The sequence below is a fragment of the Paraburkholderia caledonica NBRC 102488 genome, assembly GCF_000685095.1.
GTDB classification, from domain to species: domain Bacteria; phylum Pseudomonadota; class Gammaproteobacteria; order Burkholderiales; family Burkholderiaceae; genus Paraburkholderia; species Paraburkholderia caledonica.
This window is the reverse complement of sequence record NZ_BAYE01000016.1, coordinates 1-23046: the sequence shown is the minus strand read 5'-3', so window position 1 is coordinate 23046 and position 23046 is coordinate 1. Positions and strand designations below refer to the sequence as shown.

Genomic DNA, 23046 nt, shown 5'->3' with positions numbered 1-23046 from the left:
CGCTAAAGCGCCACCTCCCGTCCCAGCAATGCAGATGCGGAAAGGGCGCAATTGCGAATCGCGCGATTCTATTTGTGTTCGATGACAGTCCGGCGTCGCTTTTACTGTGACGCCGAATGCCGCAATTTAACATCGCATGTCATGAAATTGAAACATTTGCGGTTGCATCGAATACTCGGCGGGTTGGGATGAGCCAAGGGTGACACCTGCACCCGCGCACAATCCCGGCGCGCTCAAGATCGATCGCACAGCATTGCCAGACACTTCCGAAACCCGCAAAAAAGCACAAAGCCCGCGCGAAGCGGGCTTTGACAGATGTAATACAGGCGGGAGCCGCGCGCAGCGACGCGGCCAAGTATCAGCTGTTAGGCGCTCGAGGAAAGCGCCCGGCGTTACACGTTGAACAGGAAGTTCATCACGTCGCCGTCGTGCACGACATATTCCTTGCCTTCGGCGCGCATCTTGCCGGCTTCTTTCGCGCCTTGCTCACCTTTATAGGCGATGTAGTCGTTGAAAGAGATGGTCTGCGCGCGAATAAAGCCGCGCTCGAAATCCGTGTGGATCGCGCCCGCCGCTTGCGGCGCCGTGTCGCCCACATGAATGGTCCATGCGCGTACTTCCTTCACGCCAGCCGTGAAGTAGGTTTGCAAGCCCAGCAGCTTGAAGCCGGCGCGAATTACGCGGTTCAGGCCCGGCTCTTCCATGCCCATGTCGGCGAGGAACACTTCCATATCGGCTTCGTCGAGGTCGGCGATTTCCGCTTCGATTGCCGCGCAGACGGCGACCACCGGCGCGTTTTCCGACGCCGCGTACTTCGTCACCGCGTCCAGATGCGGATTATTCGTGAAGCCGTCTTCCTTCACATTCGCGACGTACATGGTCGGCTTTGCCGTGATCAGGCAGAACGGCTTGAGCGTGGCCTTTTCTTCGTCCGACAGATCGAGCGCCCGGACCGGTTTCGCCTGATCCAGTTGCGCACGCACCTTTTCCAGCACCGCGGCGTTCTTGATGGCTTCCTTGTCGTTGCCCGACTTGGCGGCCTTCGAATAACGCGCGAGCGCTTTTTCGACCGTTGCGAGGTCCGCGAGCGCCAGTTCGGTGTTGATGACTTCGATGTCCGACAACGGATCGATCTTGTTGGCCACGTGAATCACGTTTTCGTCTTCAAAGCAGCGGACAACGTGCGTGATCGCATCGGTTTCGCGGATGTTCGCGAGGAACTGGTTGCCGAGGCCTTCGCCCTTGCTCGCGCCCGCCACCAGACCGGCGATGTCCACGAATTCGACGACGGCCGGCAGAATGCGCTCGGGTTTGACGATTTCGGCGAGCGCCTTCAGACGCGCGTCCGGCACTTCGACAATGCCGACGTTCGGCTCGATCGTGCAAAACGGGTAATTTTCGGCAGCGATGCCCGCCTTGGTCAGCGCGTTGAACAGAGTGGACTTGCCGACGTTAGGCAAGCCGACGATGCCGCATTTGAGGCTCATGGAAATCCTTCAGTAATTCAGTAAATTGCGTGATGCGCTCGACGCTGTGTGCAGGATTCGGGAAGCCTTCGCGTTTGGCAGCAAAGGGAACGCAGCGGAGCGGGACGCGACGCCAGAGCGGGTGTTGCCTCGACGATTCTGGGCGAGTTCTGTCACGGAAAACGCAATTGTAACCCGTTCCAATCAGCTTCTTGACGTGGCTTCAGAAAGCTGCGCGCCCGATCCGTCCCTCGCAACCCCGCAGCTATAATGCGCGGATGAACGCACACCATCAGACTTTCGATGCCGCCGTGATCGGCGGTGGGCTGGTCGGCAAGACCGCGGCGCTTGCGCTCACGCAAGGCGGATTGCGCGTCGCGCTGCTCGCGCAGCCCTGCGCGCCCCTCTCCGCCGGCGCTTCATTCGACTCGCGGGTGTATGCGTTGTCGTCGAGTTCGCAGGCGTTGCTCGAGCGCTTGCGTGTCTGGCAGGCGCTCGACTTGTCGCGGCTCGGTCCCGTCTACGACATGCGCGTCTACGGCGACGCCCACGCCGAACTGCATTTCTCCGCGTTTCAGGCTTCGGTGCCGCAACTGGCGTGGATCGTCGAGTCGTCGTTGATCGAGCGCGCGCTCGATGCGGCGCTGCGCTTCCAGCCGAACCTCACGTGGATCGACAGCCGCGCGCAAGCGCTCGATTTCACCGCCGACAGTGCGAGCGTCGGTCTCGCGAACGGCAGCGTGCTCGCGGCGGATCTGCTCGTCGGCGCAGACGGCGCGCATTCATGGGTACGCGCGCAGATCGGCTCGAAGATGAACCGGCGCGACTACCGGCAGACCGGCGTCGTCGCGAACTTCAAGGCCGAGAAACCGCACGGCGAGACCGCTTACCAATGGTTCAAGGACGGCGAGATCATCGCGCTGCTGCCGATGCCTGACGGTCATGTGTCGCTCGTGTGGTCGGCGCGCACGGAACATGCCGAGCGACTGATCGCGCTCGATCCGGCACAGCTCGCAGCAGAAGTGGAGCGCGTGACGGGCGGCCAGCTTGGCGGCCTCGACTGCGTGACGCCGGCACAGGGCTTTCCACTCGCGCTGCAAACCGTGGACCGCCTGGTGGCGCCGCGCGTCGCGCTGGTCGGCGACGCCGCGCATCTGATCCATCCGCTCGCCGGGCAGGGAATGAACCTCGGTTTGCGCGACGTCGCTGCGCTTGCCGATGTCGTCGCGGGCAAGGAGTCGTTTCGCGATCTCGGCGACATGGTCCTGCTGCGGCGCTACGAACGCGCGCGCCGCGAAGACATTCGTGCGCTGATGATCGCCACCGACGGTCTGCAAAAACTGTTTTCCGTGCCCGGCCCGCTGGCCAAGATCGTGCGCAATAGCGGCATGGCTTTCGTCGGTGCGCAGCCGTTTATCAAGCGCTGGCTCGTGTCGGCCGCGCTCGGCTGAAAGGCGGGCTGCATTGCGGCTTCAACCCGGCTCTAACCCGGCTCTAACCCGGCTCTAACCCGGCGCGGCATGCCGAACCGGTGAGACAGGTATCATGAACGCACAGATGCTGCTGCCTTCCCACGCAAAAGAAGGCAACGGCATGAACGCCCAACGCGCAACGCGCGATTGAACCAGGAATTCAGCATGAAACGAACCTTCCGCATGGCGACCGCCATGCTTGCGATTGCCGCCGTCACCATCGGCTGCTCCGCGCAAGCCGACCAGGCCACCGACAAACTCAAGGCCACGCTGCAAACGCGTCTCGCGGACGTGACGATCAAGAGCGTGACCAAGTCGCCGATTGCCGGCCTGTATGAAGTGAACCTCGGCAGCCAGATCGTCTACAGCGACGCCAACGGCGACTACGTGCTGCTCGGCGACATGGTCGACACGAAGACGCGCAAGAATCTGACCGAAGCGCGCCTGTCGGAAACCAACCGCATCGACTTCGCAAGCCTGCCGTTCGCCAATGCGGTGAAGGTCGTGAAGGGCAATGGATCGCGCAAGATCGCGGTGTTCTCCGACCCGAACTGCCCGTACTGCAAGCAGCTCGAAACCACGCTGAAGTCGATCGACAACGTGACGGTTTACACGTTCCTGTACCCGGTTTTGTCGCCGGACTCGACCGCCAAGTCGAAGTCGATCTGGTGCTCGACTGATCGCGCGAAGGCGTGGGAGTCCTGGATGCAAGACCATCAGGCGCCCACGGCCGCCGGCACTTGCGACACTGCCGCGATCGACAGGAATCTCGCGCTCGGGCATGCGATGAACGTGGAAGGCACGCCTACCGTGTTCCTCGCCGACGGCCGCCGCCTGCCGGGCGCGGTGCCGGCCGACCGGCTCGACAAGGAAATGGCAGCGGTGCACTGACACACGCGGCACTGACCAACTGAAGGAGGCGCAAATGGCGCCTCCTTTCGCATCAAGCCCCCAACAATCAGCCAAAACCACCAATCCACCAAACGCCGCCGATGAAGCCGATCCGCTACACCATCGTTCCCAAGCAACCCGCCGCTCACCTGTTCGAAGTCACCGTCACCGTTGCCGATCCCGATCCGGCCGGCCAGCGTTTCATGCTGCCGGTATGGATTCCGGGCAGCTACATGGTGCGCGAGTTCGCGCGCAACATCGTGACGCTGCGCGCTTTCAACGACGCGGGCCGCAAGGTGCGTGTCGAGAAAACGGACAAGCACACGTGGCAGGCGGCGCCGGTGAAAGGCGCGCTGACGCTGCGCTACGAGGTCTATGCGTGGGATCTGTCGGTGCGCGCGGCGCATCTGGACGACACCACGGGTTTTTTCAACGGCACGAGCGTGTTCCTGGCGCCGCTCGGTCACGAGGAAGCGCAGTGCGTGGTCGATATCCAGAAGCCGGAGGGCGCGGCGTATCGCAACTGGCGCGTCGCGACGGCGCTACCGGAAGCGCGCGGCACGAAGCGTTATGGCTTCGGGGAATATCGCGCGCAGAACTACGATGAGCTGATCGATCATCCGGTCACGCTCGGCAAATTCGAATTGGCGACGTTCAACGCGCACGGTGTGCCGCACGACGTCGTGATCGCAGGGCGCGTGATCGGACTGGACATGGCGCGGCTCAGCGCCGACCTGAAGCGCATTTGCGAAGCGCAAATCGCGCTCTTCGAGCCGAAGTCGAAGAAAGCGCCCGTGGATCGCTACGTATTCATGACGCAAGCAGTCACGGACGGTTACGGCGGCCTCGAACACCGCGCGTCGACGGCGCTGATCTGTAATCGCGGCGATCTGCCCGTGCAAGGCCGCGACGCGCTGACAGAAGGCTATCGGACCTACCTCGGCCTGTGCAGCCACGAATACTTTCACACGTGGAACGTGAAGCGGATCAAGCCCGCGGTTTTTGCGCCGTATGACCTTTCCGTCGAAAACTACACGTCGCTGTTGTGGCTGTTCGAAGGCTTCACCTCGTACTACGACGACCTGATTCTCGTGCGCAGCGGCCTGATTTCAGTCGACGATTATCTCGGCCTGCTCGGCAAGGTGATCGGCGGCGTGCAGCGCGGCAGCGGGCGACTGAAGCAGAGCGTCGCGGAAAGCTCGTTCGACGCCTGGGTCAAATACTACCGGCAGGACGAGAACGCGCCGAATGCCATCGTCAGCTATTACACGAAGGGCTCGCTCGTTGCGCTCGCGTTCGACCTGGCGATCCGCGCGCAGACCAGCAATCGTAAGTCGCTCGACGACGTGATGCGTCTGCTGTGGCAGCGCTTCGGCCGCGATTTTTACCGCGGCAAGCCGGTGGGCGTCGAGGAACCCGAGGTCGAAGCGCTGTTTGCGGAAGCGACCGGCGTGCAGCTGGGCGACCTGTTTGCAGAAGCGGTGCACGGCACGCGCGATTTGCCGCTCGAAACACTGTTGGAACCGTTCGGCGTCACGCTCGCGCCGGAAGCCGACAAGAGCGGCAAACCGTCGCTCGGCGTGCGGGTGCGCGGCGGCGCGGACTGTACGCTGACGGCTGTCCACGAAGGCGGCGCCGCGCAGAAAGCGGGGCTCTCGGCCGGCGACGTGCTGATCGCGCTCGACGGCCTGCGCGTGACGGGCTCGAATCTCGACACACTGCTCGCGCGCTATCAGCCTGGAGCCAAAGTGGAAGTTCACGCATTCCGCCGCGACGAGTTGCGCACGGCGCAGCTCAAGCTGGAGGGGCCTGAAGTGTCACGCTACAAGCTCACCGTCGCCGACCAGCGACCCGCCCCCCGCAAGGCGCGCGAGCGCTGGCTGACAAGCTGATCGGAATCCGTGCCGACGTCAATTCCGGTCGGCGGGCGGCGGATTGTTCTATCACTGCAACAATCCGTCGCTGCCGGACGGCTTTTTCCCGGATCGGTAAAAAAACACAATGGCCCCACTCGCGCAACACAGCGCGCCCCCCACTGGAGTCAACCATGACCACGATCCTGCAAATCAACTCGGCAGCCCGCTCGCAAGGCGCGAACTCGACGCTGCTCCTCAACGAGCTGACCGAAAAGCTGCAACAATCGAATCCGGGCGCGCAAGTCGTCGTCCGTAACCTGCAAGCCGAACCGCTGCCGCATCTGGACGACGCCATTCTGGGCGCGTTTTTTACGCCGGCTGATCAGCGTACCCCCGAGCAAGCCGCGATCGCCGCGCGCAGCGAAGCGCTGATCGCGGAACTGCAAGCCGCCGACATCATCGTGATCGGCGCGCCGATGTACAACTTCGGCATTTCGTCGCAACTGAAGACTTATTTCGACTTCATCGCCCGCGCCGGCATCACGTTCCGCTACACCGCCAACGGCCCCGAGGGTCTCGTGACGGGCAAGAAGGTGTACGTCGTATCCGCACGCGGCGGCAAGTACGTGGGTACGCCGAACGAGAGCCAGACGCCGTATCTGAAGAGCTTCCTAGGCTTCATCGGCATGACGGATGTCAACTTCATTTACGCCGAAGGTCTGAACATGGGCCCGGACGCAGCGGGCGCAGCGTTGGCTGCGGCGCGCGAGGCGATCGCGGCTGCTTGAGCTGGCTGACGAGTTCGCGGCCCAGGTTCGCCGCCTGGTTCGCGACTTGTGGCTTGCTGCTGAGGTTCGCAAGTTAAGCCGATTGCGAGCGTTGAAAACTGAAATGCCACGGAAATAAATTCCGTGGCATTTTTGTTTTTTGCCGCTGGTTCTCCCCCGGTTTGCAGACAGGGGCCGCTAAGCCAGCATTTGCGCTTCGTCGGGCAGGCGCCAGTCGATCGGTTCGCGGCCATGCTTCACGAGATACTCGTTTGCCTTCGCGAAATGTCCGCAGCCGAGAAAGCCGCGATGCGCGGACAACGGTGAAGGATGCGGCGCCTCCAGCACGTAATGCGACTTGCCGCCGAGCAGCGCGCGCTTCGCCTGCGCATGTGCGCCCCACAGCATGAACACGAGACCGTCGTGACGCATCGCGAGTTCGTGAATCAGCGAGTCTGTGCATTTTTCCCAGCCGCGCTTCGCGTGGCTGGCGGCTGAATCGCGCTCGACGGTCAGCACCGTGTTCAGCAGCAGCACGCCTTGCTTCGCCCACGTGTCGAGGCAACCGTGACGGGGCGGTTCGTGACCGAGGCTTGCCGCAATTTCCTTGAAAATGTTGCGCAGCGACGGCGGCGTGCGCACGTTCGGCGCGACTGAAAATGCGAGCCCGTGAGCTTGCGGCGTGCCGCGATCCTCGCCGTGATACGGGTCCTGACCGAGAATCACGACCTTCACTTCATCGGGGCTCGTAAGCCGCAGAGCGCGGAACACGTCGGTGGGATAAACGGTTTTGCCGGCCGCGCGCTCACCGTCGACAAAACGGCAGAGCGGCGCGTAAGCATCGCTTTCAATGAAAGACTTCAGGTGCGCTCGCCATTCGGCCGGTAGCGCGGCGAACTGCTCTTCGAGCGTGGGCGGCGTGCCAGCTGCTTGCTGGGATTGCGGCTGCGGCTCGGCGGAAATAGTGCCGGCCGGCGCCGCGGCGTCGCCGAATAACGATGCTTGTGACGGCGCTGAGCGGGGGCGGGATGCAGTAGTCATGGCGCAGAAGTGTCGCAGCAAACGCGGTGTGACTCAAGCCGAGGCGGCGGCGCGCACAGTAGGCGGCGAGAACGCGCGGCGATGACGCAACCCGCGCTCAGCCCGCGCGCAATTGATACCCGCGCTGCGCCTTGCTGATGTTCTCGGGCGCGAGGCCTGCAATCTGCTTGCCGAGTTCGCTCGAGAGCGCGTGCAGCGCGGCTTCGTCGCCGGACTTCAGTTCGAGTTCGATCTCCGAAATAGGCGCGCGGCGCAATTCGCCGTTCACTTCGGCCAGCACGTTGCCCTGGTCGATTGCGGCTTCCACCTCGGAGCCGTCGACGCTCACTTGCCACAGCGTGCGTGTGAAGTCCGTGCGAAACAGTTCGATCAGCTGCGGCGCCGCTTCACGCAACGCTTGCGCGGCGGCGGACTCGTCGCATTGGCGCAGTAACGCGTCAATTTCGAGGGCCTCGCCCGCGACGGGCATTTCCCATTCGTGGCGGCTGTGCAAGCCGTTTGCCGCACTGCCTACCGTCTTGAACGTCTGCAGCCAGCCGTCGGGTGTATGGCGCAGGCGCAACGCGCTCTTTGAGGCTGCCAGCGTGAGTTGCGGCGTGTCGAAGTAGATATTCGACAGCTTGATCGCGCGGCCCTCGTTGCCAGTGCGCGCGACGAACCATTGCCCGGCCGCGTTCACTTGCGCGGCCGGCAGCAGCAACTTGATCTCGCGTTCCATGGCCATGTCGTGCTCCGCTGTGTATGCGTTACATAGGTTGCGGTGTGCTCACGCCGCGCCCGGGAAGAACATGCGAGCAAGCTCCACGCCCGGCTCGTCTGCGCGCATGAATGCCTCGCCGACGAGGAACGTATTCACGTCCATCGCGCGCAGCCTTTCGACATCGGCGCGCGACAGAATGCCCGATTCCGTCACCACGATGCGGTCGTCGGGAATCGCCTCGAGCATGTCGATGGTGGTTTCGATCGACGTCTCGAAAGTGCGCAGATTGCGATTGTTGACGCCGATCAGCGGCGTTTTCAGCGTGAGCGCCTGCATCAGCTCGTCGCTGTCATGCACTTCCACGAGCACCGCCAGGCCGAGCGAATGCGCGAGCGCTTCGAGGTCTTGCATCTGCGAAGTTTCCAGCGCGGCGGCGATCAGCAGAATCGCGTCGGCGCCCATCGCGCGTGCTTCGACGATCTGGTACGGATCGACGATGAAGTCTTTGCGCAGCACCGGCAACTGGCACGCGGCGCGCGCCTGTTCCAGATACGCGACGCTGCCCTGGAAGAACTGCACGTCGGTCAATACGGACAGACAGGCCGCGCCGTGCGTTTCATACGAACGCGCGATTTGCGCAGGGATGAAGTTCTCGCGCAGAACGCCTTTCGACGGGCTCGCTTTCTTCACCTCAGCGATCACTGCGGCGAGACCGGCCGCATGTTTTGCGCGTAGAGCGCCGACGAAATCGCGAATATCGCGCGACGACGCTTCGAGGCGCAGCTCTTCGAGCGGCGCGCTCTGTTCGGCGGCGCGGACTTCTTCGCGTTTGACCGCGATGATACGGTCGAGGATGTCGCTCATAAGAATCTCGCTACGTTGGTTGCTGCCTGATTAGTGCTTGAATTGCTGCGTGAAGCGGATGAGTTCGTCGACTTTTGCGCGAGCCTTGCCGCTGGCGATGGCTTCCCGCGCAAGCTCGATGCCGTTCGCGATGGACGACGCCACGTTCGCCGAGTACAGCGCCGTGCCCGCGTTCAGCGTAACGATCTCTCGCGCGACGCCCGGTTTGTTGTCGAGCGCTTCGAGCAGCATTGCTTTCGATTCCGTGGCGTCCGCCACTTTCAGCGTTCGATTCGACACCATCTGCATGCCGAAGTCTTCCGGATGAATCTCGTACTCGCGCACTTCGCCGTCACGCAACTCGCCGACTTGCGTGGCCGCGCCGAGCGACACTTCGTCCATGCCGTCCATACCGTACACCACGAGCACATGCTTTGCGCCGAGGCGCTGCATCACGCGAACCTGAATGCCGACCAGGTCCGCATGGAACACGCCCATCAGCTGATTCGGCGCGCCGGCCGGATTCGTCAGCGGACCCAGAATGTTGAAGATGGTCCGCACGCCGAGTTCACGGCGCACCGGCGCGATGTTTTTCATCGCCGGGTGATGATTCGGCGCGAACATGAAACCCATGCCGGTTTCGGCAATCGACGCTGCGACTTGTTCCGGCTGCAGGTCGATATTCACGCCGAGCGCTTCGAGCACGTCCGCGCTGCCCGACTTGCTCGACACGCCGCGATTGCCGTGCTTCGCGACTTTCGCGCCGGCTGCGGCGGACACGAACATTGTCGCCGTCGAGATATTGAACGTATGCGAACCGTCGCCGCCGGTGCCGACGATATCGACGAAGTTCGAGTTGTCCTGCACCTCCACGTGCCTGGCAAATTCACGCATCACCGTGGCGGCGGCGGTGATTTCGCCGATGGTCTCTTTTTTGACGCGCAAGCCTGTAATGATGGCGGCCGCCATGACGGGCGAAAGTTCGCCGCGCATGATGAGCCGCATCAGATGCAGCATTTCGTCGTGGAAAATCTCGCGGTGCTCGATGGTCCGTTGCAGCGCTTCTTGCGGCGTGATTGTCATGATGTTATCTCGCTTCATCAGGCGGTGCGTTGGGCCGGCTTCGCTTTTGACTGTTTTACGAAGTTTTCGAGCAGCGCGTGGCCGTGTTCGGAAAGAATCGATTCCGGATGGAACTGCACGCCTTCGACGGCCAGTTCCTTATGACGCACGCCCATGATTTCGCCGTCTTCGGTCCATGCCGACACTTCGAGACAGTCCGGCAGCGATTCGCGTTCGATCGCGAGCGAGTGGTAGCGGGTCACGACGAAATGCTTCGGCAAATCCGCGAACACGCCTTTGCAATCGGTCTCGATCGTGCTGACCTTGCCGTGCATGATGGTTTGCGCGCGCACGACGCGGCCGCCGAACGCTTCGCCGATCGCCTGATGGCCGAGGCACACGCCGAGAATCGGCGTCTTGCCGGAGAACTCGCGCAGCACGTCGAGCGTAATGCCGGCGTGTTGCGGATTGCTCGGGCCGGGCGACAGGCAGATGCGCTCGGGGTTGAGCTTCGCGATTTCGTCCAGCGTGATTTCGTCGTTCCGATAGGTGCGCACGTCTTCGCCAAGTTCGCCGAAGTACTGCACCAGGTTGTAAGTGAACGAGTCGTAGTTGTCGATCATGAGCAGCATGGTGTGTCTCCGGTCAGAAGTCGCTATCGAGGCCGTCTTGAACCTGTTCCGCCGCGCGCAACACGGCGCGCGCCTTGTTCTCGGTCTCTTGCCATTCGGATTCCGGCACCGAATCCGCGACGACACCCGCCGCCGCCTGCACATACAGATTGCCGTTCGCGATCACGCCAGTGCGAATTGTGATCGCCAGATCCATTTCGCCGGTGAACGACAGATAGCCGACTGCGCCGCCGTAGAGGCCGCGCTTCACGGGTTCGAGTTCGTCGATCAATTCCATCGCGCGGACTTTCGGCGCGCCCGACAGCGTGCCAGCGGGGAAAGTGGCGCGGAGCACGTCGAAATTGGTGGTGCCGGGCTTCAGCTTGCCTTCAACCGAACTCACGATGTGCTGCACGTGCGAGTACTTTTCGATCACCATCTTGTCGGTGACGACCACCGATCCGATCTGCGCGATGCGGCCCACGTCGTTGCGCGCGAGGTCGATCAACATCACGTGTTCGGCGATTTCCTTCGGATCGTTCAGCAGTTCAGTAGCGAGTTCGGTGTCGCGTTCGGGCGTGTTGCCGCGCGGACGCGTGCCTGCGAGCGGACGAATCGTGACGATACGATCTTCGCCGCGCTTTTCTTGACGCACGAGAATTTCCGGCGACGCACCCACCACATGGAAGTCGCCGAAATTGTAGTAGTACATGTACGGCGACGGATTGAGCGAACGCAGCGCGCGATACAGCGACAGCGGGTTGTCGCGATAGGGTTTCGTCAGACGTTGGCCAACCTGCACCTGCATCAGTTCACCGGCGGCGATGTATTCCTTCGCCTTGCGCACGGCGGCCAGGTAGTCGTCTTTCGCAAACTCGCGGTACGTCTCGGTGCGCACACTCGCCGAGGTGACCGGCGGCTCGACCGTTGCGCGCAAACGCTGACGCAGTTCGCGCAGACGCTGCTTTGCCTTCGTGTAAGCCTCGGGCTGCGTCGGGTCGGCGTAGATCACGAGGTACAGCTTGCCCGCGAGGTTGTCGATCACCGCGACTTCCTCGGTCAGCAACAACTGGATGTCCGGCAGATTCAGATCGTCTTTCGGCGCGCTATGCGCGAGCTTTTTCTCGATGTAGCGCACCGCGTCGTAGCCGAAATAGCCGGCGAGGCCGCCGGCGAAACGCGGCAAGCCCGGCCGCTGCGCGACCTTGAAACGGCTTTGAAACTGCTGGATGAACTCGAGCGGATCGCCCTCGTGCGTTTCGACAACCTTGCCGTCCCGCACCACTTCCGACACGCCGTTACGCGTGCGCAGCAGCGTGCGCGCCGGCAGTCCGATGAACGAATAGCGACCAAAGCGCTCGCCGCCCACTACCGACTCCAGCAGGAACGAATTTGCGCCGTTGCGCTCGGGCTGCGCGAGCTTCAGATACAGCGAGAGCGGCGTTTCGAGGTCGGCGAGCGCTTCGGCGATCAGCGGAATACGGTTGAAGCCCTCGTTGGCGAGGGACTGAAATTCGAGTTCGGTCATGTTCCGATCCTGTACGTAGGTCCGGCGGCAGCGTGCGTCGGACAAAGCGGGGCGTTGCGCGGCCGGTCAGGCGTTCGTGCGTTTTTTCGATGATGAACCGACCGGCGCGATTTTCCCATCGACGCGAGCAGGGAGTTCCAGCCACACACGTACCTTGCGGGTACACGCAGGCGGAATCAGCCGATGCAGCGAAACAGAACGATGGAAAAACGCGTGAGCGCAGCGAAGTAAAAAACGGTTGCGGAAGACGAGCTTCAGCGTACCTCAGGCGAGGTTAGCGCGACCAGCGACGCCAGGGCCAGGCTCCCCGGTCGATGCTAATCAGACTCCGGTTTTTATTCAGAAACATGAGGATGAAGGACTTTTCAAGTCGTGGATTGGTGCGCTGCAATCGCCTTGGCGGCGTCCAGCAGCGAGGCAACTATACCATCGGATTTTATTGTTTGTATAGCTTGCCCATGGTTGTAGCCATAGGGTACGGTGAGCGTCGCCATGCCTGCCGCGCGGCCCGCCAGCGCGTCGTTTTCCGAATCGCCGATGGCGACCGTGGCGCGCGGTTCCACCCCGAGTTGCGCGGCGGCGGTGAGCATGGGCAGCGGATCCGGCTTCTTTTTCGCCAGACTGTCGCCGCCGAGCACGACGCTGAAATATTGTGCGAGCCCATATTGCTGCAGCAGTTCGAGCGCGAAGCGATGCGGCTTGTTGGTCACGCACGCGAGCTTCAGACCGGCGTCGCGCAGCGCGACGAGGCCGGCTTCCACATCTGGATAGAGGCGTGTGTGCAGGCCGTTGATCTTCGCGTACTCGGCCTGATAAATGGCGAGCGCTTCGTCGAAACGGTCCTGCGCGTGCTCTGCTTCGAAGCGCGGCGCCAGCACGCTGCGGATCAGATGCTCGGAGCCTTTGCCAACATAGCCGACCACTTCTTCACGCGACGTTTCGACTGCGTCGAGTTGCGCGAGCATGCCGTTCAGGCCGGCGGTGAAATCGTCGGCGGTATCGACCATCGTGCCGTCCAGGTCGATGATCGCGGCTTGCAGGCGCGGGCCGTTGAAAGTCGGGGCAGGGAACGAAGCGGTCATGTGGCGCGAGTGTCAGTGCTGAATGTTGGCGAGCGCGGCGCGCATCTTGTCGATCACGACCTTGTGATCCGGCTGCCCGAAAATGGCCGAGCCAGCCACGAAGGTATCCGCGCCGGCCGCCGCGATTTCGGCGATGTTGTCCACTTTCACGCCGCCGTCCACTTCCAGATGAATCTCGCGGCCTGTGCGCTCCTTGTACGCGTTGATACGCTTGCGCGCTTCGCGAAGCTTGTTCAGCGCTTCCGGAATGAACGACTGGCCGCCGAATCCAGGGTTGACCGACATGATCAGCACGAGGTCCAGCTTGTCCATCACGTGATCGAGGTAGTTCAGCGAAGTGGCGGGGTTGAACACGAGGCCCGCCTTACAGCCGTGGTCGCGAATCAGCGACAGCGTGCGGTCGATGTGGTCCGAGCCTTCCGGGTGAAAGCTGATCAGATTCGCGCCCGCTTTCGCGAAGTCCGGCACGATGCGGTCCACGGGACGCACCATCAGATGCACGTCGATAGGCACGTCCACATGCGGACGGATCGCCTCGCACACGAGCGGACCGATGGTCAGGTTCGGCACGTAGTGGTTGTCCATCACGTCGAAATGGATCCAGTCGGCGCCAGCGGCGACGACGTTGCGCACTTCTTCCCCGAGGCGGGCGAAGTCGGCGGACAGAATGCTGGGAGCGATTCGGAATTGCGTCATGGCGGCGGGCGGATGCAAGCGGGAAAACGTCATTTTACCGTTTTGTGTTGCGCACGCGCGAAGCGGCGGGCGGGGCGCCGGAACGACGCGCGGCGCAGCCTCGGGTTTGAGCCGCGAGTATGGCGAAACGCCTTAAGCGTCCCTGGCCAAAGGATATGTCCGGTTGCGGGCGTGTCGCGCATGACGCAGAATGCCAAACCATGGCGCTGCGTCGCCAATGGCCGCTTAAGCCATTGGCACTCGGGCTTTCCAGCGATTTTGTCGCCCCGTTTCACCAGATTGGAATCAGGATGAGCCAGTACGAATTCAGCGTGTCGGCGCAGGTGCAATTCCTGCCCGAAGAGTCGGACCCGGAGCGCCGCCAGTATGCGTTCGCCTATACGCTGACCATCCGCAACACCGGTCAGGTACCTGCACAATTGATCGCGCGGCATTGGGTCATCACGGATAGCGAAAAGACCGTGCAGGAAGTGAAGGGTTTGGGCGTGGTCGGGCACCAGCCGTTGCTGAAACCCGGCGAGCAGTTCGAATATACGAGTTGGGCGGTCATTGCCACACCGGTCGGCACGATGCGCGGGGAGTATTTCTGCGTGGCCGAGGACGGTGAGCGTTTCGACGCGCCGGTGCCGGAGTTCATTCTGCGCATGCCACGCACATTGCATTGAACCGTGAGCGCAGTCCACGGTCTTTAACGGTTCTACGCGCGCCGTGGAATGCGTGAATCGGCGCCGCTTCAGCGCGGTTCTTGCGGCTTCTGTGTTTCCTTGCTGCTGCTGGCGCGCGCCGCTTTCTTTTTACCAGACGACGTCCACACAACGATGAACACGAGCAGGAACAGCGCGAGAAGCGATTCCAGCGCGAAGATGAGCATCGGGTATTCGTCGAACAGATCAGACATGGCGGTTTCCATTAAGAACGAACATTGTAGGCGTTTTGTCCGCGCGACCGGAGCATGGCTCAGCGCGCTTTCAGTTGCGGCGATTCTGGCCGCCTGCGGTGGTGGCGGTGCGGTTCGACCTGTGGTTTCGCCGCCCACGGGTGCGGCGATCATTCCTGGTCAGATCTCGGCGACGCGGCTCACGCCGGTGGCGTGGCAGCAGGTTCCCGGCTGGCAGGACGATTCGCTGATCGGCGCAACAGCGGCTTTGCGGCAGAACTGCTTGAGGCTTGCGCGCCAGGCGAACTGGGCGCGGGCATGTGCGGCGGCGGCGCAACTCGACGATCTCGACGCCACCAGCGCCCGCGCATTCTTTGAAGCGTATTTCACGCCCTTTCAGCTAGCGAATACCGACGGCACGCTCGACGGACTCGTCACCGGCTACTACGAGCCGTTGCTGCGCGGCTCGCGCACGCGCCACGGCGTGTATCAAACGGCGCTTTATCGTTGGCCTTCCAGCTATCGTCCTGGCGCGGCGATGCCGCCACGGGCGCAGTTGGAACGCATGGGCGTGCTAAACGGCAATGAACTCGTCTGGGTGGACGACCCGATCGAAGCGTTCTTCCTGCAAGTGCAGGGCTCCGGGCGCATCGTGATGGAAGATGGAAGCGTGATGCGCCTCGGTTTTGGCGGCACCAACAACCAGCCGTATAAATCCATTGGACGGTGGCTCCTGGATCGCGGCGAACTCACCCCCGCGCAGGCCACCATGCAAGGCATCAAGGCATGGGCGCGCGCGAACCCGAATCGGGTCGATGCGCTGCTCGATACGAATCCGCGCTTCGTGTTTTTCCGCGAGATGCCATCAGGAGAGGGCGTGTCCAAAGCCGGCGCCGATGGTCCTATCGGCGCTTTGGGGGTGCCGCTGACGCCGGAGCGCTCGATTGCCGTCGATCCGACTTCGATCCCTCTCGGTACACCGGTGTTTTTGCAGACCACGCGCCCGCTGACAAATTCGCCGATGAACCGTCTCGTGTTTGCGCAGGACACCGGCTCCGCGATCAAGGGCGGAGTGCGCGCAGACTACTTCTGGGGCCTCGGCGACGACGCCGGCGATCTCGCCGGCAAAATGAAGCAGGGCGGCCGGATGTGGTTGCTGCTGCCGAACTCCTGACCTGGCCTCCGGGCGCAAAGCCTTGCCGGAGGCGGCTGTAGTGCGGCGGTCCGGCTGACCGCCGCTCTTGCCGCGACGTAGCTTCGCGCGATTCTCAGGCTCGACTTACAGCCCCGACTTGCGCTTATCGACTACCCGGCGCGCCTTGCCCACCGAGCGTTCAATCCCGTTCACCGCAAGCACATTCACCACAGCGCTGACGCCGATCAGCGCTTTGATGTCATAGGCCAGCGCCTGCCTGGCCGTGTTCAACACGGAGGTGTCCGGCGCCGTTTCCGGACAAGGCTCGACGTTCAGCGTCAAAACGTCGAGCGGGCCTTCCCTGGTGAGTACGATCTGATAGTGAGGCGCGAGCGCGTGCTGCTTGAGCAGCAGTTCCTCGATCTGCGTAGGAAACACGTTGACCCCGCGCACGATCATCATGTCGTCTGAGCGGCCGGTGATCTTTTCCATACGACGCATGGTGCGCGCGCTGCCCGGCAAGAGACGCGTGAGGTCGCGCGTCCGGTAACGGATGATCGGCAACGCTTCCTTGGTCAGGGACGTGAACACCAGTTCGCCCAGTTCACCGTCCGGAAGCACCTCGCCGGTTTCGGGATCGATGATTTCCGGGTAGAAATGATCTTCCCAGATGGTCGGGCCGTCTTTGGTCTCGACGCATTCCGACGCCACGCCGGGGCCCATCACTTCCGACAAGCCGTAGATGTCGACAGCGTCGATGCCCATGCGCTTCTCGATTGCGTGACGCATGTCGTTCGTCCACGGCTCCGCGCCGAAGATGCCGATGCGCAGCGAACAACTGGCCGGGTCGACACCTTGGCGTTCGAGTTCGTCGGCGATCGAGAGCATGTAGCTCGGCGTCACCATGATGATGTCGGGCCGGAAGTCCTGGATCAGTTGCACCTGTTTTTCGGTCTGACCGCCGCCGAACGGGATGACGGTGAGGCCTGCGCGCTCTGCGCCGTAGTGGGCGCCGAGGCCGCCTGTGAACAGGCCGTATCCGTAGCTCACATGAACTTTGTCGCCGGGTTTGGCGCCCGCGGCGCGGATTGAACGCGCAACCAGATTCGCCCACGTGTCGATATCGCGCGCGGTGTAGCCCACCACGGTGGGCTTGCCGGTCGTGCCCGACGAAGCATGAATGCGTGAAATTCGGTCTTGCGGCACGGCGAACATTCCGAACGGATAGCTGTCACGCAAATCTTTTTTCGTCGTGAATGGGAAGCGGGCGAGGTCCGCAAGCGTGGTCAGTTCGCTCGGGTGGACGCCGGCTTCGTCGAACTTGCGACGATAGACCGGCGAGTTTTCATAAGCGTGGTTCAGCGACCATTTGAGCCGTTCAAGTTGAAGCGCGCATAGCTCGTCGCGGCTGGCGGTCTCGATCGGATCGAGGGGGAGGGCGGTGGTCATCAAATGTCTCCTTGCTGCTTCAATGCTCAGGTCTGATATGCGTTGCGCTCAAGCGCGAAACCAGGTGCGGCGTTCGCCGACTGCCGCCTCTGCGGGGGCTCGGTTGCCGGTGTCACCGCTCAATGGCGCTTTGGACTGGCGACTCTTGCGAGGAGCGTCTTGCGTGCGCCTCGTTGCCGGTCATGCCGATACTCCTGCGCCTTAGTCCGGTGACTCCGCTGCCGTGCCGGACGCTATCGGCGGGATCACGTTGCCTTTGATTTGCGCCGATTTGCCGCGAAACATGGCGACTGTATCGCCCGCACGATTGGTTACTCGGATATCGTAAATTCCCGTGCGGCCGTTCAATGTCTGCTCGACCGCCTCTGCAGTAAGCACGTCGCCACCATGCACGGGTCGCAGGAATTCGATTGAGCATCCTGACGCGACGGTGTTCAGGTTGTACGAGTTGCAGGCGAACGCAAAGGTCGAATCGGCGAGCGTAAATATCAGGCCGCCATGGCAGATTTGATGACCGTTCAGGAAGTCGTCCCGTACGACCATGCGCAAACGCGCGTAGCCGGGGCGCACTTCCATGATTTCGAGACCGAGCGCGCGGCTGCACGCATCGTTTTCGTACATCGCGGCGGCGGTTGCGCGGGCGAGTTCGTCGGGTGTCATTTCGGCGGGATACACAGGTTGCGTCGACATATCAGCGGCCCTCGAAACGCGGTGCGCGTTTTTCGACGAAGGCTTGTACGCCCTCTGCGTAGTCGTGCGAGGCGCCCAGTTCGCGTTGCAGATCGCGCTCGAGATCGAGTTGCTGATCGAGCGTTTGAGTTGCGCCGGCGCGCATGGCCTGCTTGATTGCGGCGATGGCGCGCGTGGGTTGCTGCGCGAGTTGCGCCGCCAGTTTGGCGGCGGTGGCCGCCAGTTCCTGATCGTCGACCGCTTGCCAGATGAGCCCCCAGCTTTCGGCTTTTTCGGCGCTGAGTTTGTCGCCGGTAATCGCAAGTCCTAATGCGCGGGCCATGCCGACACGCTGTGGCAAGAACCAGGTGCCGCCCGAATCCGGCACGAGGCCGATTTTCACGAATGCCTGAATGAAACTGGCCGAACGAGCCGCGAGCACGATATCGCAAGCTAGGGCCAGGTTTGCGCCGGCGCCCGCGGCCGTCCCGTTGACTGCCGCTATGACGGGCAACGGCAACGCTTGCAGTCGGCGGATCAAAGGGTTGAAGTGCAAGTCGATCAATTCGCCCAGATCGGTCATCGCGCCGGGCGTGAAGTCGAGGTCGGCGAGGTCTTGTCCTGCGCAGAATCCGCGCCCCGCGCCGGTCAGAACGAGAGCGCGGGCACCTGAGGTTTCGACCTCGTTGAGCGCCGCGTTCAACTCCTGGTGCATCGCGCGCGTGAAGCTGTTCAGCTTGTCCGGGCGGTTCAGCGTGATGGTTGCTACGCGGCTCGCTGCGTCGATGTCGAGGCCGATCGCTTCATATGACATTGGGTGTCTCCTCAAAGTCTCTTTTTGCCAGGCTGCAGCGCTTATGTAAGAGGTCAGAGCCGTTCGATTACGAGCGCGATGCCCTGGCCGACGCCGATACACATCGTGCAAAGCGCAAATCGGCCATTGCTGCGTTCCAGCTGATGCAGCGCGGTCGTGACAAGGCGTGCGCCCGATGCACCGAGCGGATGGCCGAGCGCAATTGCTCCGCCGTTGGGATTGACGCGCGGGTCGTCGTCGCGCAGACCGAGCATGCGCAGAACCGCGAGGCCTTGCGACGCGAACGCCTCGTTCAACTCGATCACGTCCAGCTGATCGAGCGTCATGCCGAGTTGCCTGAGCAGCTTTTGCGTGGCAGGTGCCGGCCCAATGCCCATGATGCGCGGTTCGACGCCCGCCGTTGCCATGCCCACCACACGTGCGCGGCGGCGCAGGCCATATTGCTCGGCCGCCTGTTGACTGGCAATGAGGAGTGCGCAAGCGCCGTCGTTCACTCCCGACGCGTTGCCTGCGGTTACAGTGCCGTCGGGGCGGACGACGCCCTTGAGCCTGGCCAGGCTTTCGAGCGATGTTTCGCGCGGATGTTCGTCGAGCGTCACACGAATCGCATCGCCCTTTTTCTGCGCGATTTCCACGCCGACGATCTCCTGTGCCAGCGTACCGTCGCGTTGCGCGCGGGCAGCCTTTTGCTGGCTGGCCAATGCGAATGCGTCCTGATCGGCCCGGCTGATCCCAAACTGCTCAGCCACGTTCTCCGCGGTCTCGGGCATTGAATCGACGCCGTACTGACGTTTCATTAGCGGATTGACGAAACGCCAGCCAATCGTCGTGTCGTGGATTTCCGCTTGCCGCGTGAATGCGCTCGCCGCCTTGCCCATGACGAACGGCGCGCGAGTCATGCTTTCGACTCCGCCGGCGATCATCAACTGCGCTTCGCCTGCCTTGATTGCGCGCGCGGCTGTTCCGACGGCGTCCATGCCAGAGCCGCACAGCCGGTTTATCGTCGCGCCGGGCGCGTCTGCCGGCAGTCCCGCGAGCAGCGCCGACATGCGAGCGACGTTGCGGTTGTCTTCGCCGGCCTGATTGGCGCAGCCGTAGATAACGTCGTCCACGGCACGCCAGTCCACGCCAGGATTACGCTGGATCAACGCCTTGATTGGCAAGGCGCCGAGGTCGTCGGCCCGGACATCTTTCAGGGCGCCGCCGTAGCGGCCGATGGGAGTGCGAATCGCGTCGCAGATATAGGCGTCGTTCATAAGGTTCCTGCTGGGAAGACCGGCGCGCGGGCCGATCCGATGTCTCATGTTAGTTGGCGCGCACGGCGTGGTCCATTCGGCCAAATGGCATAGGACGAAAGCCGTGCGTTTGTCTTATGACGTTCAGCCAGCTACCGCCGGCGCGGCTTTCGGTTCAACATGAACGCGGCTCTGAATTACGCGGAAGCGATTTGCGACGAATGCCGCATCGGCGAGCGCGGCATTTGCAGCCGGATTCGCGCCGGTGCCATGAAAGTCAGAGAAAGCTGCCGACTGGTTGACGAACACGCCGCCCGTCAAGTTGATCGATAGCGCGACGCCGCCGCGAATCGACGCCTCGTGCGCCTGGTCGAGCACGGCTTCGTCGGTGCTGTAAACGGACAGGGTGAGTGCGCCGTGCTCGGCTGCGATGGTGCCGGCGAGATCGAGGGAATGAGCGGTCGAGTCAGTGGCGATAACGAACGATATCGGGCCAAACCATTCCTTGGTGAACTGCTCACCGTCGGTTGCGGCGTCGAGCTGCAGCACGAGCGGAGTGCGCACGCGGGCACCGGCGAAAGCCGGGTGCTCGAGCGCCTGGCTTTCGACCAGGACGCGGCCGAGCCTGGTAGCTTCGTCAATGCGCTGGGCGACGCCTTCGTTCTGAATGGCGCCCAGCAGTTCCACGGCACGGGCTGGGTCGGCAACCAGTTTCTGCACGGCGCCGGCAATGGCCTGCGCGACTTCGTCAAATGAGAGCGTGCCGTCCGCAGTCCGGATGCCGCCGCGGGGCACGTAGATGTTTTGCGGCGCGGTGCACATCTGGCCGGAATAGAGCGCAAGCGAGAAGGCAATGTTGCGAGCGACGGCTTTGATGTCGTCAGCCGAATCGATCACGATCTGATTCACGCCGGCTTTCTCGGTGTAGACCTGCGCCTGATGCGCATTGCGTTCGAGCCACGTGCCGTTTTGCGTGCTGCCGGTGAAATCGATCAGTTTGATCTCCGGGCGCACGGCGAGGCTCTGGACGATGGCGCCGTCGTTCGGTTCAGTTGCTAGTAAGGTGACGACGTTTGGATCGAAACCTGCTTCACGCAGAACGTCCCGCGCAATTCGCACGGTCACGGCGAGCGGCAGAATCGCGCCGGGATGTGGTTTGACGATCACGGCGTTGCCAGTTGCGAGGTCGGCGAACAGCCCCGGATAGCCGTTCCACGTTGGGAACGTGCAGCAGCCGAGAACGAGTGCGGTGCCTCGCGGGACGATCGTGTAGCGCTTGTGCATGGCGAGAGGCGGGTTCTTGCCTTGCGGTTTTTCCCAGTGGGCGTCGGCGGGAATGCGGCGCAATTGGTCCCACGCGTACACGACGGCTTCGAGCGCCCGGTCCTGTGCGTGCGGGCCCCCCGCCTGGAAGGCCATCATGAAGGCTTGGCCGGTCGTGTGCATCACGCTATAGCCGATCTCGAAGCTGGCTCGATTCAAGCGCGCGAGAATTTCGAGCGATACGCCGATCCAGGCTTGGGGGCCTGCAGCGCGCCAGTCGCGTTGCGCGTCCGCAGCGGCCGACAACAGCGCGTCGGGATCCGATTTAGGGTATCGAATGCCGAGCGGAAATCCGAACGGTGATACTTCGGCGCCAACGGTTTCTGCGGTCGACGGTTGGTCCAGCGCGAACGCGGCGTTCAGATGCGCTTTGAAGGCGGCTTCGCCGTCCGCGTTGGCTGTTTCCCCGTACACTTTCGGGCTGGGCATTTCAGCGAAAGGGCTCCAGTAACCGCGCGTTTCGACCGCGGCGAGCGCCTTTTGCAGCGTGTCTTCGTGCTTTGTGAATAACGGATGTGTCATGGCAGAGGGCTTGGTGTACGTTGGGGAAAGCCTGTCTAATAATTGACCGACCGGTTGGTTGGGGAATGTTAGCATTATTAAGATGGCTGCGCGAAGCGTTTTCGCGCTCGATTAACCACTAGGAGGCGGCATGGTTTACGAGAATATTCTGGTCGAAACGCGCGGGCGGGTCGGCCTCGTCACGTTGAGTCGTCCTAAAGCGCTGAACGCTTTGAATGATGCTTTGATGGATGAGCTCGGGGTGGCACTGCGCGAGTTCGATGCAGACGATGCGATTGGCGCGATCGTGTTGACGGGCAGCGAAAAGGCGTTTGCGGCGGGCGCCGACATCGGGATGATGTCGACTTACTCCTATATGGACGTCTACAAGGGCGACTACATCACGCGCAACTGGGAGACGGTTCGCTCCATTCGTAAGCCGATCATTGCAGCGGTGGCGGGGTTTGCATTGGGCGGCGGCTGCGAACTGGCGATGATGTGCGACATGATCTTCGCCGCGGACACGGCGAAGTTCGGTCAGCCGGAAATCAAATTAGGGATCATGCCGGGTGCTGGCGGCACGCAGCGCCTGCCGCGCGCGGTCTCCAAGGCTAAGGCAATGGACCTGTGCCTGACGGCGCGTTTTATGGATGCCGCTGAAGCAGAGCGCGCCGGATTGGTATCGCGCGTGATTCCCGCCGCGTCTTTGATTGACGAATCGATCGCCGCCGGCGCGACTATCGCCGAGTTTCCGCTGCCGGCAGTCATGATGGTGAAGGAGTCGGTCAATCGTGCATACGAAACGACGCTTGCCGAAGGCGTGCATTTTGAGCGTCGCCTCTTCCATTCGCTCTTTGCCACGGAAGATCAAAAAGAGGGGATGGCGGCGTTCGTGGAAAAGCGCAAACCGGTTTTCAAGCACCGTTAATACGCTTGTCGAAATAACGCTTGCAAGGCGCTGGCTGGCTCGCTAAAATCTCGCTCTTTCGTGCTCCGGACGCTGGGGCACGGGAAGCGGGAAAGCCAGT

At 62.5% G+C, this 23046-nt stretch carries 21 protein-coding genes; 7 read left to right on the top strand and 14 right to left on the bottom strand.

Translation table 11 applies throughout. The annotated features are described in order from the left end of the window. Positions 1 to 392: 392 nt before the first annotated feature. A complete protein-coding gene (ychF, locus tag BCA01S_RS25970; RefSeq protein ID WP_020070690.1) occupies positions 393 to 1487 on the bottom strand; it encodes a redox-regulated ATPase YchF in 1095 nt (364 codons plus the stop codon). Positions 1488 to 1744: 257 nt separating this feature from the next. On the opposite strand from ychF, the gene BCA01S_RS25965 reads away from it, so the two are divergent. The 4 genes from BCA01S_RS25965 (at position 1745) to BCA01S_RS25950 (ending at position 6473) form a co-directional block, all read left to right on the top strand. Beyond that, positions 1745 to 2917 carry a UbiH/UbiF family hydroxylase gene (locus tag BCA01S_RS25965; protein ID WP_027779430.1) on the top strand — a complete coding sequence of 391 codons (1173 nt, stop codon included), beginning with the start codon at positions 1745 to 1747 and terminating at the stop codon, positions 2915 to 2917. Positions 2918 to 3103: 186 nt separating this feature from the next. Then, complete coding sequence (locus BCA01S_RS25960) at positions 3104 to 3829, top strand: DsbC family protein (RefSeq protein ID WP_027779429.1); 726 nt, start codon at positions 3104 to 3106, stop codon at positions 3827 to 3829. Between the two features lie 101 nt (positions 3830 to 3930). Beyond that, a complete protein-coding gene (locus tag BCA01S_RS25955; RefSeq protein ID WP_027779428.1) occupies positions 3931 to 5721 on the top strand; it encodes a M61 family metallopeptidase in 1791 nt (596 codons plus the stop codon). A gap of 155 nt (positions 5722 to 5876) precedes the next feature. Then, complete coding sequence (locus BCA01S_RS25950; RefSeq protein WP_020070694.1) at positions 5877 to 6473, top strand: FMN-dependent NADH-azoreductase; 597 nt, start codon at positions 5877 to 5879, stop codon at positions 6471 to 6473. 177 nt (positions 6474 to 6650) lie between these two features. Here the strand turns inward: BCA01S_RS25950 and BCA01S_RS25945 are convergent, their stop codons facing one another. The 8 genes from BCA01S_RS25945 to rpe form a co-directional block, all read right to left on the bottom strand. Continuing rightward, entirely contained in the window at positions 6651 to 7493 is an 843-nt protein-coding gene (locus BCA01S_RS25945; RefSeq protein ID WP_027779427.1) for a uracil-DNA glycosylase, read from the bottom strand. A 97-nt stretch (positions 7494 to 7590) separates the two neighbouring features. After that, positions 7591 to 8217 (bottom strand): CYTH domain-containing protein, encoded by a 627-nt coding sequence (locus BCA01S_RS25940; RefSeq protein WP_027779426.1) that lies wholly within the window; start codon positions 8215 to 8217, stop codon positions 7591 to 7593. Between the two features lie 42 nt (positions 8218 to 8259). Further along, positions 8260 to 9057 carry an indole-3-glycerol phosphate synthase TrpC gene (gene trpC / locus BCA01S_RS25935; protein ID WP_027779425.1) on the bottom strand — a complete coding sequence of 266 codons (798 nt, stop codon included), beginning with the start codon at positions 9055 to 9057 and terminating at the stop codon, positions 8260 to 8262. A gap of 30 nt (positions 9058 to 9087) precedes the next feature. Then, positions 9088 to 10119 carry an anthranilate phosphoribosyltransferase gene (trpD, locus tag BCA01S_RS25930; protein ID WP_027779424.1) on the bottom strand — a complete coding sequence of 344 codons (1032 nt, stop codon included), beginning with the start codon at positions 10117 to 10119 and terminating at the stop codon, positions 9088 to 9090. A gap of 17 nt (positions 10120 to 10136) precedes the next feature. After that, entirely contained in the window at positions 10137 to 10730 is a 594-nt protein-coding gene (locus BCA01S_RS25925; RefSeq protein ID WP_020070699.1) for an aminodeoxychorismate/anthranilate synthase component II, read from the bottom strand. Between the two features lie 13 nt (positions 10731 to 10743). Further along, positions 10744 to 12237 carry an anthranilate synthase component I gene (gene trpE, locus BCA01S_RS25920; protein ID WP_027779423.1) on the bottom strand — a complete coding sequence of 498 codons (1494 nt, stop codon included), beginning with the start codon at positions 12235 to 12237 and terminating at the stop codon, positions 10744 to 10746. 365 nt (positions 12238 to 12602) lie between these two features. After that, positions 12603 to 13319, bottom strand: a complete 717-nt coding sequence (locus BCA01S_RS25915) for a phosphoglycolate phosphatase (protein WP_027779422.1) — start codon at positions 13317 to 13319, stop codon at positions 12603 to 12605. Positions 13320 to 13331: 12 nt separating this feature from the next. After that, positions 13332 to 14015 carry a ribulose-phosphate 3-epimerase gene (rpe, locus tag BCA01S_RS25910; protein ID WP_027779421.1) on the bottom strand — a complete coding sequence of 228 codons (684 nt, stop codon included), beginning with the start codon at positions 14013 to 14015 and terminating at the stop codon, positions 13332 to 13334. A gap of 290 nt (positions 14016 to 14305) precedes the next feature. Between rpe and apaG the strand changes: the two genes are divergently transcribed. Both apaG and mltA read left to right on the top strand, forming a co-directional pair. Beyond that, the gene (gene apaG, locus BCA01S_RS25905; protein WP_006052785.1) at positions 14306 to 14680 is read left to right on the top strand and encodes a Co2+/Mg2+ efflux facilitator ApaG/CorD; all 375 of its coding nucleotides are present in this window, start codon (positions 14306 to 14308) and stop codon (positions 14678 to 14680) included. 153 nt (positions 14681 to 14833) lie between these two features. Beyond that, the gene (gene mltA, locus BCA01S_RS25895) at positions 14834 to 16066 is read left to right on the top strand and encodes a murein transglycosylase A (protein ID WP_042319456.1); all 1233 of its coding nucleotides are present in this window, start codon (positions 14834 to 14836) and stop codon (positions 16064 to 16066) included. A gap of 105 nt (positions 16067 to 16171) precedes the next feature. Here mltA and paaK read toward each other — a convergent pair whose 3' ends face one another. The 5 genes from paaK to paaN form a co-directional block, all read right to left on the bottom strand. Then, positions 16172 to 17476 (bottom strand): phenylacetate--CoA ligase PaaK, encoded by a 1305-nt coding sequence (gene paaK, locus BCA01S_RS25890; RefSeq protein ID WP_027779418.1) that lies wholly within the window; start codon positions 17474 to 17476, stop codon positions 16172 to 16174. Positions 17477 to 17677: 201 nt separating this feature from the next. Next, positions 17678 to 18166 carry a hydroxyphenylacetyl-CoA thioesterase PaaI gene (paaI, locus tag BCA01S_RS25885; protein WP_027779417.1) on the bottom strand — a complete coding sequence of 163 codons (489 nt, stop codon included), beginning with the start codon at positions 18164 to 18166 and terminating at the stop codon, positions 17678 to 17680. A 1-nt stretch (position 18167) separates the two neighbouring features. After that, positions 18168 to 18959 carry a 2-(1,2-epoxy-1,2-dihydrophenyl)acetyl-CoA isomerase PaaG gene (paaG, locus tag BCA01S_RS25880; RefSeq protein WP_027779416.1) on the bottom strand — a complete coding sequence of 264 codons (792 nt, stop codon included), beginning with the start codon at positions 18957 to 18959 and terminating at the stop codon, positions 18168 to 18170. Between the two features lie 53 nt (positions 18960 to 19012). Next, positions 19013 to 20215 (bottom strand): 3-oxoadipyl-CoA thiolase, encoded by a 1203-nt coding sequence (pcaF, locus tag BCA01S_RS25875; protein WP_027779415.1) that lies wholly within the window; start codon positions 20213 to 20215, stop codon positions 19013 to 19015. Between the two features lie 123 nt (positions 20216 to 20338). Continuing rightward, on the bottom strand, positions 20339 to 22039 hold the full coding sequence (gene paaN, locus BCA01S_RS25870) for a phenylacetic acid degradation protein PaaN (protein WP_027779414.1): 1701 nt from the start codon (positions 22037 to 22039) through the stop codon (positions 20339 to 20341). A 130-nt stretch (positions 22040 to 22169) separates the two neighbouring features. On the opposite strand from paaN, the gene BCA01S_RS25865 reads away from it, so the two are divergent. Next, a complete protein-coding gene (locus BCA01S_RS25865) occupies positions 22170 to 22946 on the top strand; it encodes an enoyl-CoA hydratase (protein ID WP_027779413.1) in 777 nt (258 codons plus the stop codon). The last annotated feature ends 100 nt before the right edge of the window (positions 22947 to 23046 follow it).

Excerpts from the sequence above, each read along its gene's own strand:
- apaG (WP_006052785.1), top strand. The coding sequence starts at position 14,306 with ATGAGCCAGTACGAATTCAGCGTGTCGGCGCAGGTGCAATTCCTGCCC.
- BCA01S_RS25945 (WP_027779427.1), bottom strand. The coding sequence starts at position 7,493 with ATGACTACTGCATCCCGCCCCCGCTCAGCGCCGTCACAAGCATCGTTA.
- BCA01S_RS25965 (WP_027779430.1), top strand. The coding sequence starts at position 1,745 with ATGAACGCACACCATCAGACTTTCGATGCCGCCGTGATCGGCGGTGGG.
- BCA01S_RS25960 (WP_027779429.1), top strand. The coding sequence starts at position 3,104 with ATGAAACGAACCTTCCGCATGGCGACCGCCATGCTTGCGATTGCCGCC.
- paaN (WP_027779414.1), bottom strand. The coding sequence starts at position 22,039 with ATGACACATCCGTTATTCACAAAGCACGAAGACACGCTGCAAAAGGCG.
- ychF (WP_020070690.1), bottom strand. The coding sequence starts at position 1,487 with ATGAGCCTCAAATGCGGCATCGTCGGCTTGCCTAACGTCGGCAAGTCC.
- paaG (WP_027779416.1), bottom strand. The coding sequence starts at position 18,959 with ATGTCATATGAAGCGATCGGCCTCGACATCGACGCAGCGAGCCGCGTA.
- paaK (WP_027779418.1), bottom strand. The coding sequence starts at position 17,476 with ATGACCACCGCCCTCCCCCTCGATCCGATCGAGACCGCCAGCCGCGAC.
- trpC (WP_027779425.1), bottom strand. The coding sequence starts at position 9,057 with ATGAGCGACATCCTCGACCGTATCATCGCGGTCAAACGCGAAGAAGTC.
- trpD (WP_027779424.1), bottom strand. The coding sequence starts at position 10,119 with ATGACAATCACGCCGCAAGAAGCGCTGCAACGGACCATCGAGCACCGC.
- BCA01S_RS25955 (WP_027779428.1), top strand. The coding sequence starts at position 3,931 with ATGAAGCCGATCCGCTACACCATCGTTCCCAAGCAACCCGCCGCTCAC.
- pcaF (WP_027779415.1), bottom strand. The coding sequence starts at position 20,215 with ATGAACGACGCCTATATCTGCGACGCGATTCGCACTCCCATCGGCCGC.
- BCA01S_RS25940 (WP_027779426.1), bottom strand. The coding sequence starts at position 8,217 with ATGGCCATGGAACGCGAGATCAAGTTGCTGCTGCCGGCCGCGCAAGTG.
- paaI (WP_027779417.1), bottom strand. The coding sequence starts at position 18,166 with ATGTCGACGCAACCTGTGTATCCCGCCGAAATGACACCCGACGAACTC.
- trpE (WP_027779423.1), bottom strand. The coding sequence starts at position 12,237 with ATGACCGAACTCGAATTTCAGTCCCTCGCCAACGAGGGCTTCAACCGT.
- BCA01S_RS25950 (WP_020070694.1), top strand. The coding sequence starts at position 5,877 with ATGACCACGATCCTGCAAATCAACTCGGCAGCCCGCTCGCAAGGCGCG.
- rpe (WP_027779421.1), bottom strand. The coding sequence starts at position 14,015 with ATGACGCAATTCCGAATCGCTCCCAGCATTCTGTCCGCCGACTTCGCC.
- BCA01S_RS25915 (WP_027779422.1), bottom strand. The coding sequence starts at position 13,319 with ATGACCGCTTCGTTCCCTGCCCCGACTTTCAACGGCCCGCGCCTGCAA.
- mltA (WP_042319456.1), top strand. The coding sequence starts at position 14,834 with ATGAACACGAGCAGGAACAGCGCGAGAAGCGATTCCAGCGCGAAGATG.
- BCA01S_RS25925 (WP_020070699.1), bottom strand. The coding sequence starts at position 10,730 with ATGCTGCTCATGATCGACAACTACGACTCGTTCACTTACAACCTGGTG.
- BCA01S_RS25865 (WP_027779413.1), top strand. The coding sequence starts at position 22,170 with ATGGTTTACGAGAATATTCTGGTCGAAACGCGCGGGCGGGTCGGCCTC.